Annotated in this window: 16 protein-coding genes; 7 read left to right on the top strand and 9 right to left on the bottom strand. The window is 45.3% G+C overall.

Annotated features, from left to right (window positions below; all coding sequences use genetic code 11):
- A complete protein-coding gene (locus tag AC5O63_RS05270) occupies positions 1–1476 on the top strand; it encodes a Na+/H+ antiporter NhaC family protein (protein ID WP_367939168.1) in 1476 nt (491 codons plus the stop codon).
- Positions 1477–1545: 69 nt separating this feature from the next.
- On the opposite strand, the gene AC5O63_RS05265 is transcribed toward AC5O63_RS05270, so the two are convergent.
- The 3 genes from AC5O63_RS05265 to AC5O63_RS05255 form a co-directional block, all read right to left on the bottom strand.
- Complete coding sequence (locus AC5O63_RS05265; RefSeq protein WP_494504171.1) at positions 1546–2655, bottom strand: alkene reductase; 1110 nt, start codon at positions 2653–2655, stop codon at positions 1546–1548.
- A 69-nt stretch (positions 2656–2724) separates the two neighbouring features.
- Positions 2725–3903, bottom strand: coding sequence for an MFS transporter (locus tag AC5O63_RS05260; RefSeq protein ID WP_494504170.1), 1179 nt, complete (start codon positions 3901–3903; stop codon positions 2725–2727).
- An 82-nt stretch (positions 3904–3985) separates the two neighbouring features.
- A complete protein-coding gene (locus AC5O63_RS05255) occupies positions 3986–4654 on the bottom strand; it encodes an SDR family oxidoreductase (protein ID WP_494504169.1) in 669 nt (222 codons plus the stop codon).
- A gap of 115 nt (positions 4655–4769) precedes the next feature.
- Between AC5O63_RS05255 and AC5O63_RS05250 the strand changes: the two genes are divergently transcribed.
- Positions 4770–5684: a LysR family transcriptional regulator gene (locus tag AC5O63_RS05250; protein ID WP_494504168.1), complete on the top strand. Its 915-nt coding sequence runs from the start codon at positions 4770–4772 to the stop codon at positions 5682–5684.
- Here the strand turns inward: AC5O63_RS05250 and AC5O63_RS05245 are convergent.
- The 4 genes from AC5O63_RS05245 to AC5O63_RS05230 form a co-directional block, all read right to left on the bottom strand.
- Positions 5681–6595: a tetratricopeptide repeat protein gene (locus AC5O63_RS05245; protein ID WP_494504167.1), complete on the bottom strand. Its 915-nt coding sequence runs from the start codon at positions 6593–6595 to the stop codon at positions 5681–5683. The genes AC5O63_RS05250 and AC5O63_RS05245 overlap by 4 nt on opposite strands.
- A 37-nt stretch (positions 6596–6632) precedes the next feature.
- Complete coding sequence (locus tag AC5O63_RS05240) at positions 6633–7328, bottom strand: phage tail protein (protein WP_494504166.1); 696 nt, start codon at positions 7326–7328, stop codon at positions 6633–6635.
- 325 nt (positions 7329–7653) lie between these two features.
- A complete protein-coding gene (locus AC5O63_RS05235; RefSeq protein ID WP_494504165.1) occupies positions 7654–8391 on the bottom strand; it encodes an AraC family transcriptional regulator in 738 nt (245 codons plus the stop codon).
- Positions 8392–8421: 30 nt separating this feature from the next.
- Positions 8422–8880 (bottom strand): carboxymuconolactone decarboxylase family protein, encoded by a 459-nt coding sequence (locus AC5O63_RS05230; protein ID WP_494504164.1) that lies wholly within the window; start codon positions 8878–8880, stop codon positions 8422–8424.
- Positions 8881–9041: 161 nt separating this feature from the next.
- On the opposite strand from AC5O63_RS05230, the gene AC5O63_RS05225 reads away from it, so the two are divergent.
- The 3 genes from AC5O63_RS05225 to AC5O63_RS05215 all read left to right on the top strand — a co-directional run bounded on the left by AC5O63_RS05225 (position 9042) and on the right by AC5O63_RS05215 (position 11957).
- A complete protein-coding gene (locus AC5O63_RS05225; RefSeq protein WP_494504163.1) occupies positions 9042–9509 on the top strand; it encodes a Fur family transcriptional regulator in 468 nt (155 codons plus the stop codon).
- 72 nt (positions 9510–9581) lie between these two features.
- Entirely contained in the window at positions 9582–10916 is a 1335-nt protein-coding gene (locus tag AC5O63_RS05220) for a dihydroorotase (protein ID WP_494504162.1), read from the top strand.
- 39 nt (positions 10917–10955) lie between these two features.
- Positions 10956–11957, top strand: coding sequence for a CobW family GTP-binding protein (locus AC5O63_RS05215; RefSeq protein ID WP_494504161.1), 1002 nt, complete (start codon positions 10956–10958; stop codon positions 11955–11957).
- 44 nt (positions 11958–12001) lie between these two features.
- Here AC5O63_RS05215 and AC5O63_RS05210 read toward each other — a convergent pair whose 3' ends face one another.
- Together AC5O63_RS05210 and AC5O63_RS05205 are read right to left on the bottom strand one after the other, a co-directional pair.
- Complete coding sequence (locus AC5O63_RS05210) at positions 12002–12874, bottom strand: aspartoacylase (protein WP_494504160.1); 873 nt, start codon at positions 12872–12874, stop codon at positions 12002–12004.
- A 153-nt stretch (positions 12875–13027) separates the two neighbouring features.
- Positions 13028–14416 (bottom strand): SLC13 family permease, encoded by a 1389-nt coding sequence (locus AC5O63_RS05205; RefSeq protein WP_486788575.1) that lies wholly within the window; start codon positions 14414–14416, stop codon positions 13028–13030.
- 336 nt (positions 14417–14752) lie between these two features.
- On the opposite strand from AC5O63_RS05205, the gene AC5O63_RS05200 reads away from it, so the two are divergent.
- A complete protein-coding gene (locus AC5O63_RS05200) occupies positions 14753–15529 on the top strand; it encodes an SDR family NAD(P)-dependent oxidoreductase (RefSeq protein ID WP_494504159.1) in 777 nt (258 codons plus the stop codon).
- Between the two features lie 4 nt (positions 15530–15533).
- The gene (locus AC5O63_RS05195; protein WP_494504158.1) at positions 15534–16529 is read left to right on the top strand and encodes an AraC family transcriptional regulator; all 996 of its coding nucleotides are present in this window, start codon (positions 15534–15536) and stop codon (positions 16527–16529) included.
- Position 16530 lies beyond the last annotated feature (1 nt).

Here is a 16530-nt window from a genome sequence, read left to right as displayed (position 1 = left end):
ATGACTACGCAAACTAAGGCGCTGGATGCGCCGCTGAAGATTAACAGTCAGCATATTATGGTCACTCTGATAGTGGCAGCGACGTTCATTTTGTTTACCTCTATCGGGTTGAACCACGAAGAAGGTCAAGCCTATGGATGGATGAGCCTTTTACCTACCGCTCTGGTGCTCGTCTTCGCCCTCACCACTCACAGAACGGTAGAAGCACTGTTTAGTGGCACGATTGCTGGGGTATTGCTCCTCAACCCAGCCGAAGCGGTTGAGCAAATCGTGGGCATCTCCATGGACGTGATGATGAACGAGACGATAGCTTGGATCATCCTAGTTTGTGGCCTGATGGGCGGCTTGATCGCTGTGCTTGAAAAAGGCGGGAGTATCCTCAGTTTCTCCGATATGTTGGTGACTAAAGTTAAGAGTCGTAAACAATCTATGCTGATGACCTTTTTCCTCGGCATTCTTATCTTTATTGACGACTATTTAAATGCCATCGCCATTTCATCTTCGATGAAAAAGATCACCGATGGCTACAATGTCTCTCGCGAAAAGCTTTCTTACTTGGTCGATTCCACTGCCGCGCCGATTTGTATCTTAGTGCCAATTTCAACGTGGGCGATCTTCTTTAGTTCTTTACTAGAAGCCAACGGTGTTGCTGAAGCAGGTGAAGGGATTAAAACCTATATCGAAGCGATTCCATTTATGGCGTATGGCTGGGTAACTTTAGCCCTTGTTTTTCTCGTTGCTATCGAAAAAATGCCGGATATGGGCGCAATGAAGAAAGCAGAACAGCGCGCTAAAAATGGCCAAGTTCGCCCAGATGGCGCAACGGATATCGACTTTGGTGCCGATATCAAATCTCATACCAACCCAACCATGGGCTTAGTTAACTTCCTTCTTCCTATGGTTGTACTGGTAGCCGCGAGTTGGTACTTCGGTATCGACCTGTTAGCAGGGGTATTTGTCGCGATTATCTTTACCATCTGCTTCTACGGTGCGCAGAAACTTATCTCAATGAACGATATGTTCGAAGCTGTCTACGACGGTATCAAGGTCATGCTGCTACCATTAGCAACCGTCATCGGTGGTTTCATGCTGAAAAGTGTCAATGACTCGTTGGGCGTCACTCAGTATGTGATTGAAACCGTCAGCCCTTACCTGTCAGCGTCTTACTTCCCAGCCATTATCTTTATGATTACTGGCGGCCTAGTATTCGCTACGGCATCTTCATGGGGCACCTTTGCAGTTGCGATGCCAATTGTCTTGCCTCTTGGTGAACAGCTCGGCGTACCTTTGCACCTCACTGTTGCGGCTCTGCTTTCTGCTTCAGCGGCTGGTAGTCACTCTTGTTTCTTTAGTGACTCGACGGTTCTATCAGCGCAAGGCTCAGGCTGTACCTCAATGCAGCACGCGACCACGCAGTTTCCTTATGCTCTGATTGGTATCATCGCCACCTGTATTTTCTTCCTGATTGTGGGTTAATGCACTAAAACCAATAAAAGCCGTACCCAACGTATTGAGTGGAGTACGGCTTTTTTGTTTTGAGAGGCATCAGTCCATAGCATGCTCCAAAGTAATGCTTGGATAGTCGGTATAGCCGACTTCGTTGCCACCAAATAGGGTTGAACCCTCGAGTTCTGCTAACGGCTGCCTGTGTTTTAGACGTTCAACCAAGTCTGGATTAGAGACAAATGGACGCCCAAATGCGACCAGATCGGCATAACCTTTCTCAAGCACTTCATTGGCACGTTCTAAGGTATAACTTCCCGCGACGATAATGGTATTGGTGAAATACTCACGTAGCTCAATGCGGAAACTTTCTGGTATCACAGGGGCATCATCCCAATCCGCTTCCGATAAATGTAAATAGGCAATGTTTCTTTCTTGAAGCTGTTTCGACGCCTGCAAAATTGTTGGCACAATATCTGGGCAATTCATATCTTTAAAGGTAATAAAGGGAGCAAGCCTCACGCCAACGCGACTTGCTCCAATAGCAGCGCTGACTGCATCGACAACATCGAATAAAAAGCGCAGGCGATTTTCTCTGCTGCCACCATAGTTGTCTGTACGATGGTTGGAGTTGGTTCGCAAAAACTGGTCGATAAGATAACCATTGCCGCCATGAATTTCGACACCGTCAAACCCCGCTTCAACAGCCCGCTTCGCCGCATTAGCAAAATCTTGAACAACGCGATCAATATCCTTTTGCGTCATCGCTTTTGGCTCAACACAGTCCACCATATTGCCATTGCCCTGCTCGTCGGCAATCCAGACTTGCGTTTCCACTGGCTTTAATGCCGAAGGTGCTATTGGCAACTCGCCGTTTTGAAACACAGGATGTGAGACTCGACCAACATGCCATAGCTGACAAAACATTGCAGCGCCTTGCTGCTTAACGCCTTGAGTGATTTGCTTCCAACCAGCTACTTGCTCTTCGGTATAAACCCCTGGGGTAAATGAGTAACCTTGCGAGTCATCTGAGATTTGAGTCGCTTCAGAGATGATCAATCCAGCGCTGGCTCGTTGTTTATAGTAAGTCGCCATCATCTGATTAGGAATATTGCCCGGCTGACTGGTTCGCGCCCGAGTCATTGGTGCCATTACAACACGATTTTTCAGGTTAAGAGATTGAAGCTGGGTTGGTTGAAAGAGTTTACTCATGATGAGCTCCTTATCATTGGGACAGCCAGACAACTATTCTGGCTGCGAATACTGAGGGGATAGATCGGATTAATTAGTGACGCTAACGGATTGCGGATTCTCTCCACGGTTGGCTTTGGCAATAAACAGCAAACCGATGAGTGGAACAATGATGGCGGCATAAGGAATCATGCTTGCTCCTAATTGACTATCGAGAACCATCCCTCCTAAGAATCCGCCAAATGCATTAGCTAGGTTGAAAGCAGAGATATTGGCTGTTGCGGCCAGTTCTTGGCCCTCACCACCGTGATTCATCACTCGAAGCTGCATTGCAGGTACATTGGCGAACGAAGCGATACCAAATACAAAGGCTGTGGCAACAAACAATACTTTACTTTCGACAGCCACACCCACTAGCAGCAGGGATACAATCATGGCTAGGGCCCAAAACATTGAGGCTTTTTGTAAGTTTTTGTCTGACGAACGACCGCCCATGGAGTTACCGACAATCAAACCCACACCGACAATGACCAGAATCCAAGTCACTGCGCTCTCGCCGAACCCCGTGATGTGCATCGCGATAGGAGCTAGGTAACCATACAGAGTCATAAAGCCAGACCAAGCAAACACTGTGATAGCTAAGCTAATAATGAGCATAGGATTTTTGAATGCAGCTAGCTGCGCCTTCACATCCTTCGCTTCACCGTGACCTGTCGACTTAATGACAGAAGTGATGAAGAACAGTGCAACTAATCCAAATGCAGCCACGGTCAGGAATGTGGTGTGCCAGCCGAACTGTAAGCCAATCCAAGTCCCTCCAGGAACACCTAGCACGTTTGCCAAAGTTAAGCCTGCAAACATCTGTCCAACTGCTCTCCCTGCCATTTTCTCTGAAACCAGATTCGTCGCAACGACTGCACCGATACCATAGAAAGGACCTTGGACCAGACCAGTAATAACCCGGCTAATCATCAGAGTTAGATAATTCGGCGCAAAAGCTGACAACACGTTGCCCGCGATAAACAGAACCATAAGCCCTGCAAGTACCATTTTCTTGTTGAATCTGGCGAGATAAATGGTTAGCAATGGCCCACCAAATACAATTGCGAGCGCGTATGCACTAATCAAGTAACCAGCTTGCCCCTCAGAAATGGATAACGAATGTGCGACCTGAGGAAGGATGCCAGCAATAACAAACTCGGCAGTACCGATAGCAAAAGCAGCAAGTGTTAAGATCCATACCTGCAGCGGCATTTTTTCTTTGTTCATGGGAATATCTCTATTTAAATCTAATGTGGAACTTAGGCACCAACGACTATTAGTGGCTGATACCTAGTACTCGCGGAATGAATCAACCCAGCAACGCGCCGCCATCGACGTCAAGCACGGCACCTGTCATGTAGGTGTTTTGAATCGCAAACTGGTAAACCGCCGCAACGTCGCTCGCTTCTCCGACCTTGCCAACAGGCAGGCTCTGTTGCGTTTTTTCGTACATCGCATTTCTGTCTGCTTCAGCCATGCCTTGATATGCCTCGGTTTTCGTTAATCCTGGGCTTACAACATTGACCCGAATCGGAGCCAGTTCTTTCGCTAGTACTTTTGCCGTCGCTTCCATTGCTGCATTGATCGCGGTTTTTACATAGGTATTGGCGACGACTTTGCGCGACAACATGCCAGAAGTAAGGGTGATAGAGCCGCCTTTCTTAACATAACGAGCACCGTGTTTTGCCGCATTTATTGCTCCCCAGAATTTAGTATCAAAAGCGTACTTGGCTTGGGAAACCTCAACGTCTACTACCTTGCCAGTCGGAGCATAAGATCCCGCAGTAACAACAAGATGGTCAAAAGAGCCTATCGTTTCGAAGTAGTGGTAAACCGCCTGCTCATCGCTAATATCTAGTCCTGTTTTGCGACTGGCTACATGTACGATGCTGTTATCGCTGACTAACTGTTTAGCGAGCTCCGCACCAATACCTGATGTTCCACCGAGGACAACGTATACCGTTTTGTCTGTTTTCATGACTTCTTGCTCCAATCTTGTTTCGATGAGGTCAGTATATTGATTGGATTGAATTTGATAATTGAGTAATATTTAAATTGATTATTCAGCTATACCGAATAATAAGGAGAGGAAGGTGGACAAGTTTTCCGATATGACACTGTTTGTCAGCATTATCAAAAATCAGGGGCTAGCAGCTGCTGGAAGAGAGCTCGGCCTATCACCAGCAACGGTGACGGCAAGACTACAAGCATTAGAAGATCGCTATGGCGTTAAACTGCTCAATCGAAGTACTCGGCACATCTCACTGACTGATTCAGGCGCTATGTATCATCAGGCTTGTCTTGAAATCATCGATAGCGTCAAAGAAACAGAAAACCTGCTTCAAACGGGTATCAAAGAAGTACGCGGAACATTAAAGATTTCCGCACCACGAGATATAGGTAAACAATACATCTCACCGCTGTTATCTGAGTTTAGCGAACTGTATCCAGAAGTGATTCCCTATCTCTACCTGAACGATAACTTGTCTAACTTGGCAGAGTCTGGATTGGATATCGTGATTCGTTATGGAGAACTTGCAGATAGCAATCTTATCTCTCGCAAACTAGCACCAAGTCGACGAGTACTATGTGCCTCTCCAACTTACTTAGCGAAGAAAGGGACACCTATCACCCCGCAAGATTTAGCCCATCACGACTGTTTAGCTATGGTGCGAAGTAATGAAGAGCTCAAAACTTGGCACTTTCAAGACGAAGACAAACACAATGCGATTACTGTGGTGCCAAAACGCTTTTCTGATGATGGTGAAGTCATACGTCAGTGGGCACTCGATGGAGCAGGTATTGCGCTGAAATCGATTCTTGACGTGCAAGAAGACATCAAACAGCAACGTTTAGTGACACTACTGAATGGCTATATGAAAAACTTCAATGCCTCAACCTCTTCGGCAGGTGCAGACTTAAATGTTATCTATCTAAGCAGACAGTACCAACCAAAACGAATCCGGCTGTTTATTGATTTTTTGATTGAGAGGTTTAGTCGCGTTTAGTTCTCTGTATCATTGAGAAACGCTTCAACTTGGGTATCGAGTTTATGCTTCCACTGAGGAGGTAATTCACGTTCGATCTCATCCAGGAGAAGTGAAGTTTCGTCACTCGGCATCACTTGCTGCGCGGCTTTAGCCCAAAGATAACTTTTCGCCATTATCTGTGAGCCATCTTGATCCATTTGCTGCAATTTTTTCCAATACAGCTTAGCGGTCGGTTGGTAAGCTTTTTCCAACTTCAACGATGATGCCACTTCGAAGAAGTAGAGAGCTTTGTTAGAACTATGTTCGTCTCCCTGAGTTTCTCCGGTCGCTTCTAAGTAAAGCAATGCCAATTTATATGCTGCATCTCCCGAACGATTGTTAATCGCTTGCTGATACCAGTACTCTGCTGTTGCGGCATCAAACACTTTGGGGTTTGTACTATAGATATCTCCTAGCGTGACCTGAGCTTTAACCGCATTTCTCTCCGCCGCTCTTTGACACCATTCAATCGCGCTATGCACGTTGGGGACATGCCATTTGGTACCGAGATACAACCGCCCCTTATCACAGGCCGCTTCGTGAACACCACTCTCATAAGCCATTTCAAACCAGTCACTTGGACTTTCACTGGAGTCACTATGCAATAAACAAAAGCCGTATTCTTGTTGCGCTGCGGGTACACCTTTTTTAGCCGCGACCGAAAACAGCTGACAAGCCTGCTCTGAGTCTTGCTTAACCTCTCCCCAGCCTAACTTATAGAACAACGCTAACGCGAAATGCGCTTCGGCAGATCCTTGCTTTACCAGTCGCTCAAATATACCGAACGATAACGGATAATCGTCAATAGCAAGCGCATCATACGCTCGCGTTAGCTGTTCTTTCTGGTCTTCTGCATAACTCAACGACGTTAAAACTAGGCTAAGTATCATCAGCCCAAAGCATTTACTTATACTGTTTATCATTCAACTAGTTTCTCGATGGGAAAATACCTTGTAGCGCAATTATCCAGTTCACCACAACATAAGGCATACGATTCTCGTGAGACTGGTCGCCACCTGCACTATCAACTGTAGTTGAAGCGGAGAGATTATTTGAGGCAACCAAACTAAAAGAAATTGAATCAGGACTCATCTCGACATCTGGCACATCGGCAGAGTACATAGATTTACTTTTCGCTTTGGCCAATACATTGCCTGTTGGGCTTTTCTCACTCGCATTACCACTAAACGCATGTAAGCTGATCACGCCATCGACATCGATGTCTCCAGACATCTGAGTGGAAGCCGTGTGAGTGTGAGAAGGCATTTGATCTTGAGTAAGAACAACGGTTTCAACACCGCCACGAGCACCCAGTAAATAGCTGCTTAGGCCCGGTCCAGTTCCTGCACCTATCAGAGCGCGACCACGGGTATCTGGCAAGCCAAACGTCGTTCTCCCATCTCCGCCGTAGGTGGTTCCTAAGATAGAGAACAAAGCCGTATTCTGTGAAATGCTTAATAGCTGCCCTTGGGCCAGCGCATACCCACGAGGTGCAAAGTTCCCAGCAAACGCACACATGGTTCCAATTAGCGGCGTATCACTGCACGCTAATGCATTAGAGCCAAACATTAACGAAGGTACTAGTGCTCCTGTAAGTACCAGCTTTCTTATACAAGGATTCATAACTCAACTCCTATACTCATAAGGTTTATTGGGTGCTAGCTGTTTATTGACGCAATCAAAACAACAATCATAGAAGCTCACCCAAATAACGATTTATATTTTAAATCAACACGTTGGAATAAAATCACTCTAAGAATGTTATTATTAATAATTAAGTCAATAGCACTAAGCCTTTACAGTATAGGTTGGATTTATGTGGTAATGAGACAAATTGGCGTGGATAAACTTTCGATCTTATTCCCTGGTGCCAGATTACCATTGCCATGCTTGGCTAACGGAAACCCTTAGCCATTACTAATCAAGTAATTCACATAGAACATTGGCTTCAATTGTCCGTAGGATGACCTTTGATACGACGACTCATTTCTCCAGGCGTCGTCAAAACAAATGCCTTAAACTCTCTGGTCATATGCGCTTGATCCGAGAAACCATGCTCAAATGCGAAATCTGCAAGCGAAACATCTGGGTTTTCTCTCAGTTTACTCAAGCTGGAATGGACTCTACGCAACCTTTGAAAATATTTGGGGCTCATTCCGAGCCACTGGCGAAACCTACGCTCGACTTGCCTTTGATTGTATGGAAACTGCTCTCCAATTTTCCCTTGTGTCGCTAACTTGATTAGCATCGCCCGTTTAGCAAAATCCTCTTCCAAAGGAAGTATTTGCTGCGCACACCATCGGTAAAGTGTCGTGAGATGTCTACTTTGATTTTGCTCGGACAATTGCTCATGAAGTGCCATAAGTACAGACATAATCTGCGTATCATTGTTGATCAATGACGGTAACATCATCCCTGGCTGAAAACGAATTCCACATAGCAGGGCGCCATGAGAAAGCTCAATAATTTGAGTTCTGTGATTGTATTTTTGAACAATAATTGGATCACTTATCGGTGTATTTGATAAGCAAACTTCACCTCTCAACAGCAAGGTCAATCCAGAACCACCATCACAATACAATGGTTTCTTAATAACGCCACCCTGCCCACCCGTGACCTTTACCGACCATATCGCTTGAATATGGTCGGATAACTTGCCACGCGGTTTAAAAATCCGAAAATCCATTTCGTTATTAAATTCTCCTCAGCCAGATTGTTACTTTGACAGGCTGCCAATTTCTGGCTTGAATGTTTTGGCCACGCGATTCCAGCTATTGATAGCATTGATCGCAAGTGTTAACACCACTAGGCCTTGCTCACCAAAGACTGCTAATGTCGACGAAAAATCGTCATCAGATATCGCATTATTACTACTGACCATTTCAGCCCAATGTAGCGCAACTTTCTCATCGTCGCTATATATAGGCATCTCTCGCCATGCAGTTAATCCAATCAAGCGATGCTCAGACTCTCCACTACTCAACGCCTCTTTACTATGCATATCGACACAAAAAGCGCACTGATTAAGCTGAGACACTCTTAATTTAACCAACTCCCATAGATCCAATGAGAGCGTTGGTTGCTGCTCAAACTGAGCTCTTAAATAGTTTTCTTGACCTAGTAGAATCTGAATCCCTTCTGGCGCAGCATTAAAATAGTCTAATCTTTGAGTCATAGTATTATCTCCTTTAATAGATACGCTCAGATTATTGCTTTCCCTTATTCTATGATTGAAAATTTTCGACACCCATCCAGTCTTCCTAGCCGTGCTCAGTCATGGCAATTTAAAATGTTATGATATAACATATCCAAAACAAGCAAAGTTCACTGGATTGAATGCAAGATATCGAAAAGACCATTAAGCACGTTGAGCAAAGCTGCAAACATCGCGGCAAGCAATTAACGACAAAACGTAAGATCGTTCTACGCGCCCTAATACACTCCAACAAGTCTTTGTCTGCCTATGAATTGGTCGACTACTGCAAAGAGCATTTCGACGCCAACATTCAGGCGATGACCATCTATCGTGTTTTAGACTTTTTAGAAAGCGAACAGTTGGCTCACAAGATCAAAGTCTCCAATAAGTACGTTGCCTGTTCACACATTCATTGTGACCATGACCACGGTGTCGCTCAGTTCTTAATTTGTTCTAAGTGCAACAAAATCAGTGAGCAAACAATTGATCCTGCTATGGTTTCAGGACTTCAGTCCAATGCGCGCCAAGAAGGTTTTACCGTGATTAATCCGCAACTCGAGATCAGTTGTGTGTGCGATGATTGCGCAAAAAAGGAATCGGGCGGCTAAAGCAATCACCTCTCAAGCCAATCCCTACTGCTCATCCCCGTTTAGTTTTAAAACAAGGAGACTTCAAGGACCATGTCTGCCACGCTCATTAAAAATGCCCGAATCGTCAATGAAGGCACTGTTATCGAAGCCGACTTACGCATTGTCGGCCAAAGAATCGAAAGAGTTGAACAGGATATTACCGTCCAACCGACTGACACCATCATAGAGGCTAATGGCAAGTACCTTATTCCCGGAATGATTGATGATCAGGTTCACTTCAGAGAACCGGGACTCACACATAAAGGCTCTATTGCATCAGAGTCCCGCGCGGCAGTTGCCGGTGGCATCACTAGCTATATGGAAATGCCCAATGTTAGCCCTGCAACGACAACCGTTGAAGCTCTCGAACGTAAATTTGATATTGCCTCGGCTAGCTCATTGGCTAACTATTCCTTCTATCTCGGTGCGACAGAGGACAATCTAGAGGGGATTAAGCGCCTCGACCCTAAGAGACACTGCGGCGTTAAAGTGTTTATGGGGGCCTCTACAGGTGATCTTTTGGTTGAGGCACCGCAGGCGCTCGATGCTATCTTCCGTGACTCTCCCGTTCTGATTGTTACCCATTGTGAGAGTGGTCCGGTTATCGCTCAAAACAAACAACGCCTTTTGCAACACAAATCGGAACTCACCATCGAAGATCATCCTCTTCTAAGAGATGACGAAGCTTGTTTCGCCTCTTCCTCTTACGCGGTTGAGTTGGCGAAAAAGCATGGAAGCCAATTGCACGTTTTACACATTACAACGGAAAAAGAACTCGCTCTGTTTGAATCAGGTCCAATCGCAAACAAGAAGATTACTGCGGAAGCCTGTGTCCATCATTTGTGGTTTAGTCACCAAGATTATGCAACCTTAGGTAACCAGATCAAATGTAACCCAGCAATCAAGTTTCCTAGTGACAGAGACGCGCTGCTCAACGCGCTGAAAACAGGCCAAATTGATATTATTGCCACCGATCACGCCCCTCATACATGGCAAGAAAAACAGGTCGCCTATGAACAAGCCCCTGCGGGTTTGCCTTTAGTACAACATGCGCTACTGACCCTGTTTGATCAGGTCAAATCGGGGTACCTGACCATGGCACAGGTTGTTGAAAAGACTGCGCATAACCCTGCCATTCGCTACGCAATCAAGGAACGCGGATTTATCCGTGAAGGTTATTTTGCTGACTTAGTTCTGGTCGATCCTCAATCAACGACAAGAGTGAGCAACGAAAATAGTTTATACCACTGCGGTTGGTCGCCGTTTGCGGGGCATACTTTCTCTAGCCAGATTCAAAACACTTGGGTCAACGGTGACTTAGTGTATGCAAACCAGCAAATAAACCCTTCATCTAACCCAGCAATGCGCTTGTCATTCAATCGATAACCGTCAATCACTCTAAGTCAGTCTATAGGAGAATAACTAATGAGCACTGATAACTCCGCAATAGTGGGAGTGCCAACCAACATCATCACCGGATTTCTCGGCGTAGGGAAAACATCGGCGATATTGAACCTAATGAAAAGCAAACCAGAGGATGAACGCTGGGCGGTGCTGGTTAATGAGTTTGGTGAAATTGGTGTCGATGGCAGTTTGTTCCAAGGACAAACCAATCAAGGTCAGCAAGTATTTATCCGAGAAGTACCAGGCGGTTGCATGTGCTGTGCAGCTGGTCTGCCGATGCAAATCGCCCTCAACCAGCTGCTATCAGAGGCAAAACCTGATCGGCTATTGATTGAACCAACAGGTCTTGGTCACCCTAAAGAAGTGTTAGAGGTTCTCTCTTCTGAGCATTATCGCCAAGTGTTATCACTGCAAAAAAACGTCACTTTGGTCGACGCACGTAAGTTGTCTGAGCAACGTTATACTCATCACGAGACCTTCAATCAGCAGATTGCCATTGCTGATACCGTGGTCGGCAACAAACAGGATTTGTATCAGCCCGGTGATAAAGCCAAACTCAAAGATTATGTTGCTGAAGTCAGTCGTCCAAATACTAAAGTTGTCTTTGCTGAGCATGGCAGACTTCCATTGTCTGAGTTTGAAGGAAAAGCAAACCTAGACGCACATACTCCACATCACCACCATCATCATGAGAGAAAGCCGTTGGCTTCCGAGTTGCCGATGCCAGACAGCGGTATGCTAAAAGCCACCAAGTCAGGTGAAGGTTTTCAAAGCGCAGGATGGCGATTTGCAGCGAACAAAATCTTTGACCGCCAAAAATTGCTGAGGTTGTTAATCGGCTTAAAAGCTGAACGCATGAAAGCGGTATTCATTACCCAAGACGGCATCTTCGGCTATAACCTAACCGAGGATGGTCTGACTGAGTCTGAGCTGGACGAATGTAGTGAAACTCGAATCGAAGTGATCGCCGAAACGATAGCAGCAGACTTAGAAAGCAAGCTCCTTGAATGTGTTATACACTAAATGCAGTCAATCCTGAGTGCTCTCTATGAGCACTCAGGATTTTTCTAACTTGCTGAAACTGTGCGTTTTTCTGCCAAAGCCATCGCAATATTGGCTTTGCTATAAGCACTCTCATTGATGAAATGTGGGTAGATATCTTGTGCCTTCTCCCAAAGAATATCATGACCTAAAAACGTTGCTAGTAGCGGCTCTCCTTGCTTCACCACTTCAAAATCTCTCCCGCATATCATCGGATGAACCATAGCACTGCGCATTCCATCTTGATCGAGCAGAATCGGCACCTCTTCCGTGTAGAAAAACGCGCTGTAATCTTGCAAGTTATCTATCTGATTGAGATTGTGCTTTTCTACGTAATCTAGCACCGCCGTGAGCATTTGTTTCATCAATTCAAGTGTTTCCGACTTCAGCGAGCCATGAGCTTGAGCCCCGACTTCAATCATTACGCCATACTCACCTGTTGAGCACAAATAAGGTTGCTCTGACCATGGCTTTCTATCTTCAAACAAGATGTTAGCTTTTGGCATGCGCTGTTTTACGTAGGCCCCCATTTTACGGTAGAAGGGATCCGTAGAGAGTAGAATGAGCGTCGCACCCATATTGCTGGTCGTGTTATGTAAATCAACGATGAGCTGATTGTTATTGGCGGAATATTTGGCAGCGAATGCAGCAGCGACTTTACTCTCATGCAACACGTGCTCTTTCTCGTTATTAAGCTCAGCAAATTCACGATTTAAGTCTGTCTCTAAATAGCGCACATTCTGCTGTACCGCTTCTGGGTTAGCGATCACCGAAGAGGTAGCAAATGTTGAACGTTCAGCGGAGTAAAGCCTGTCATTAATCAGCTTATGTAAATAAATACCTGAAAGCTCATTACCATGTGTCCCCGCAACAATCAGCGCGCTATTGATCTTGTCCATTATATTTCCATTCGAAGGTTTTAAATTATACAAATGTTATAACATAACAAAACATGAAAAATAAACTTTCTAGGGTTTGAGATAAGCGCAACTAAAAAAGCCTACCGGATTCAGGTAGGCTTTAGGGATTTTCGATATCAAGCTAGCTAGTGGCTAGGTCCAAAAGCTCAGAGCGATAAAGGTGAGCACGCCGATACAGGCAATGTTAAGAATAATACCAACTCGCATCATCTCACTCTGTTTAATGTGCCCAGATCCAAACACAATCGCATTCGGAGGCGTCGCAACTGGCAACATAAATGCACAGGATGCGGCAACCGCTATCAGAACAGACAGGATGACAGGCGACATGCCAAATGCTTCTGCAACACTTGCAAACACTGGGATTAACAAAGCCGCACTCGCCGTATTACTGGCAAATTCCGTTAAGAACACAACAAAAACCGCAATGATCGCGATGATGAAGAAGATCCCCCAGTGAGCAATCATCTCACTCAGAGTATTGGCAAGAAAGACACTTGTTCCCGTTGCCTTTAGAACATTACTCAAACAGATACCACCACCAAACAGGAGCAAAACGCCCCAATCTGCAGTCTTCTCAATATCTTTCCAGTGTACAACGCGGGCAAAGCTAACTGCGATAATAGCCGCTAGCGCTACGAGCGTATCAAACTTAGCGTAACCGCCGAGCATGGCATTAATTGGTTTGCTGAAGATCCATAAGCAGACGGTAGCGCCAAAAATAGCCAGAGTCACAACTTTGCCTTTATCCCAGTTGATCGCATCACGATTTAACTCGAACTCTCCAGATAGATTAGGCTTTAGCGTCGCGTAAAGAACAGCTATCGCAACAGGTAACAAAATCAAGGCAGTAGGCACACCAAAGCTCATCCACTCAGTGAAGGTTAAGCCAACTTCCGCAGCGGCGATAGCATTCGGTGGGCTACCAACAATTGTTGCAATGCCACCAATACTTGCACTGTAGGCGATGCCAAGCAGAACAAACACATAGGTTTTATGACCACTTTCTGAGTTCACTTTGCTTAACACACCGAGTACCAAAGGCAGCATCATTGCCGTGGTCGCAGTGTTACTAATCCACATTGATAGCGCAGCGGTAACACCAAACAACATGAACACTGCCACACTCATTTTACCTTTAGCGAGGATCAGCACTTTATCGGCGATAACTTTATCCAACCCCTGACGGTGCATAGCCGCGGCTAAGGCAAAACCACCCAAGAATAAGAAGATAATTGAGTTAGCAAAATTGTTCAGTGCCGTTTGAGTGTCAAATACACCAAACAAAACCGCCATAATCGGGACCAAAATGGCCGTTACGGTGACATGTAATGCCTCTGTCAGCCAAAGAATCGCGACAAAGGTGAGCATACTAATACCCAGCACGACTTGAGGGTCAAAAGGCAAGGTAAAGTACAAGGTGAGAAACAGAGCAACGTCTGCGAGGATAATCAGACTATTGCGGTTGAAAAACCATTCTCTAGTGTTGTTGGGCAAAGGGACACTATCATTTCTATTCATTATTATTTTTTCCTTATTAGGGCCTTGTGGCATTGCAAATGATCCCACATAAATACCTTCTGGAAATATTTTTCATTGCGAATTTGTTAACCATATCAACAATAAGGTTATGAATGTTAACAGCATGAATGGATTAGATATTTAAGCATCACTATCAGGTCTATTTTCTAGAAAAACAATTCACGATAACTATCACTCAATCCTAATTGGTAAATTTCAATTGGCGTCATTGGCGAGCAATGTGTCACCTTTTGCCAGTGTGTGGCGCGATTAGATTGCTTATTATTTCCTCATCCCAATTACATAACGTTTAACAATCAGAAAGTGAGGCACAACATGGCAAACACAGCATTAATTACTGGCGCATCAGGTGGCATCGGTTTAGAGCTAGCAAAAATACACGCACAGAAAGGTGGCGATCTTGTGTTGGTGGCGCGTTCTGAAGATAAGTTAAACCAACTGAAAGCTGAATTGGAAAGCGAATACCAAAGCAAGGTGTTTGTTATTGCCGAAGACTTATCTGATCCTGAGTCAGCAGATAGAGTTGCCGCTACTGTCGAAGCGATGGGACTACAAATCGATACTTTAATTAACAATGCGGGTTTCGGCGGCCATGGTTTGTTCCACGAACGAGCACTCACGGATGACCAAGCCATGATGCAGTTAAACATGGTGACCTTAACCAACTTAACTCACCACTTTTTGCAAGGTATGGTTGAGAGACGAAATGGGCGCATTCTTAATGTTTCATCGACTGCGTCATTTATTCCCGGTCCATTGCAAGCGGTTTACTACGCCACTAAGGCTTATGTCACCTCTTTTACTCAAGCTATTGCTGAAGAAGTCGCACAATACAATGTTACTGCAACCGCATTATGCCCAGGGCCTGTCGCAACAGGTTTTGTAGCAGCGGGCAACCTAGATGGTGTCGACATTTGGAAAAGCGCCAAATCACCTCGTTCAGTCGCTGAGTGCGGATATCAGGCAATGGAAAAAGGCAAATTGGTTGCATTCAACGAACGTGGGCTAAAATTTCAACTTAATTGGGTAATTCCATTCTTACCGCGTAAGATGGTATTAAAAATGTCTCGTAAGTTTATGGAAAAGAACTAATAAAATGAAACGTGCGAACCGATTTGCCGTCTCTCCATTATGGAAAGTACTACTCAATGACATGCAAATAGATCTCCAAGCTGTGTTGGCTTTTGCCAACCTGCCGGGAGATTTATTTAGCAGAGAGAGTGCCAGCTTAGCACCTCACGAATACTTTCAATTGTGTAATGGTCTAGAAAAAGCAGCAGGGGATAAAGAGGTCCCACTCTTGTTCGCACAGCACCTCTCAGTGGAGGCATTTGATGCCCCTCTGTTTGCTTCTATCTGCAGTCCAAACCTCAACGCAGCCTTAAGCCGTTTGAGCCAATACAAACCACTGATTGGTCCGATGATGTCTGTAGTGAATCAAACCGATCAATACACAGAAATCACAGTACGTTGCTACGGATACCGCGAAGAACTGCCAAAAACGCTGGGCCTAATGGAAACTGTCTTTTTTACCCAGTTGGCACGATTGGCGACGCGAGAGCAAATTCACCCCCTTAGTGTTGAACTGCAAGTGCTACCGAAGGATATCGCTCAATATGAAGCCTACTTCGGCTGCTCAGTTCGCAAAGGGGAAGAGGTAAAAATTCGATTTTCTGCGCAAGATGCCGCAAGAACCTTCCTTACCTCGAATGCGGCTATGTGGGAGTTCTTCGAGGCGAAACTTAATCAAAAATTATCTGATCTCGATAGCAGTGCCACCACATCTGATCGAGTCAGAGCGGTACTACTGGAAGCGCTGCCAAGTGGTCAATCTAGTATTGAAGATGTCGCAGGAAAACTTGCGATGAGTAAGCGCACACTTCAACGTAAGCTCAGTACTGAAAAGGAGAGCTTCCAAAGTATCTTACAGACGGTTAGAGAAGAGCTTGCTGATCATTACTTAGAGAAATCAGAGATGTCTTTAGGAGAGATTTCGTTTCTGCTTGGCTTTCAGGAGTCCAATTCTTTTATTCGCGCCTACAGTACTTGGAAAGGCGTTTCACCTGGTCACTACCGAGATCAATGCCATTAAT

It is taken from the genome of Vibrio sp. SCP2 (assembly GCF_059295395.1).
The sequence above is the reverse complement of the archived record's forward strand: the minus strand, read 5'-3'. Positions and strand labels throughout refer to the sequence as shown.

Excerpts from the sequence above, each read along its gene's own strand:
- AC5O63_RS05270 (WP_367939168.1), top strand. The coding sequence starts at position 1 with ATGACTACGCAAACTAAGGCGCTGGATGCGCCGCTGAAGATTAACAGT.
- AC5O63_RS05265 (WP_494504171.1), bottom strand. The coding sequence starts at position 2,655 with ATGAGTAAACTCTTTCAACCAACCCAGCTTCAATCTCTTAACCTGAAA.
- AC5O63_RS05260 (WP_494504170.1), bottom strand. The coding sequence starts at position 3,903 with ATGAACAAAGAAAAAATGCCGCTGCAGGTATGGATCTTAACACTTGCT.
- AC5O63_RS05255 (WP_494504169.1), bottom strand. The coding sequence starts at position 4,654 with ATGAAAACAGACAAAACGGTATACGTTGTCCTCGGTGGAACATCAGGT.
- AC5O63_RS05245 (WP_494504167.1), bottom strand. The coding sequence starts at position 6,595 with ATGATACTTAGCCTAGTTTTAACGTCGTTGAGTTATGCAGAAGACCAG.
- AC5O63_RS05240 (WP_494504166.1), bottom strand. The coding sequence starts at position 7,328 with ATGAATCCTTGTATAAGAAAGCTGGTACTTACAGGAGCACTAGTACCT.
- AC5O63_RS05235 (WP_494504165.1), bottom strand. The coding sequence starts at position 8,391 with ATGGATTTTCGGATTTTTAAACCGCGTGGCAAGTTATCCGACCATATT.
- AC5O63_RS05230 (WP_494504164.1), bottom strand. The coding sequence starts at position 8,880 with ATGACTCAAAGATTAGACTATTTTAATGCTGCGCCAGAAGGGATTCAG.
- AC5O63_RS05225 (WP_494504163.1), top strand. The coding sequence starts at position 9,042 with ATGCAAGATATCGAAAAGACCATTAAGCACGTTGAGCAAAGCTGCAAA.
- AC5O63_RS05220 (WP_494504162.1), top strand. The coding sequence starts at position 9,582 with ATGTCTGCCACGCTCATTAAAAATGCCCGAATCGTCAATGAAGGCACT.
- AC5O63_RS05215 (WP_494504161.1), top strand. The coding sequence starts at position 10,956 with ATGAGCACTGATAACTCCGCAATAGTGGGAGTGCCAACCAACATCATC.
- AC5O63_RS05210 (WP_494504160.1), bottom strand. The coding sequence starts at position 12,874 with ATGGACAAGATCAATAGCGCGCTGATTGTTGCGGGGACACATGGTAAT.
- AC5O63_RS05205 (WP_486788575.1), bottom strand. The coding sequence starts at position 14,416 with ATGAATAGAAATGATAGTGTCCCTTTGCCCAACAACACTAGAGAATGG.
- AC5O63_RS05200 (WP_494504159.1), top strand. The coding sequence starts at position 14,753 with ATGGCAAACACAGCATTAATTACTGGCGCATCAGGTGGCATCGGTTTA.
- AC5O63_RS05195 (WP_494504158.1), top strand. The coding sequence starts at position 15,534 with ATGAAACGTGCGAACCGATTTGCCGTCTCTCCATTATGGAAAGTACTA.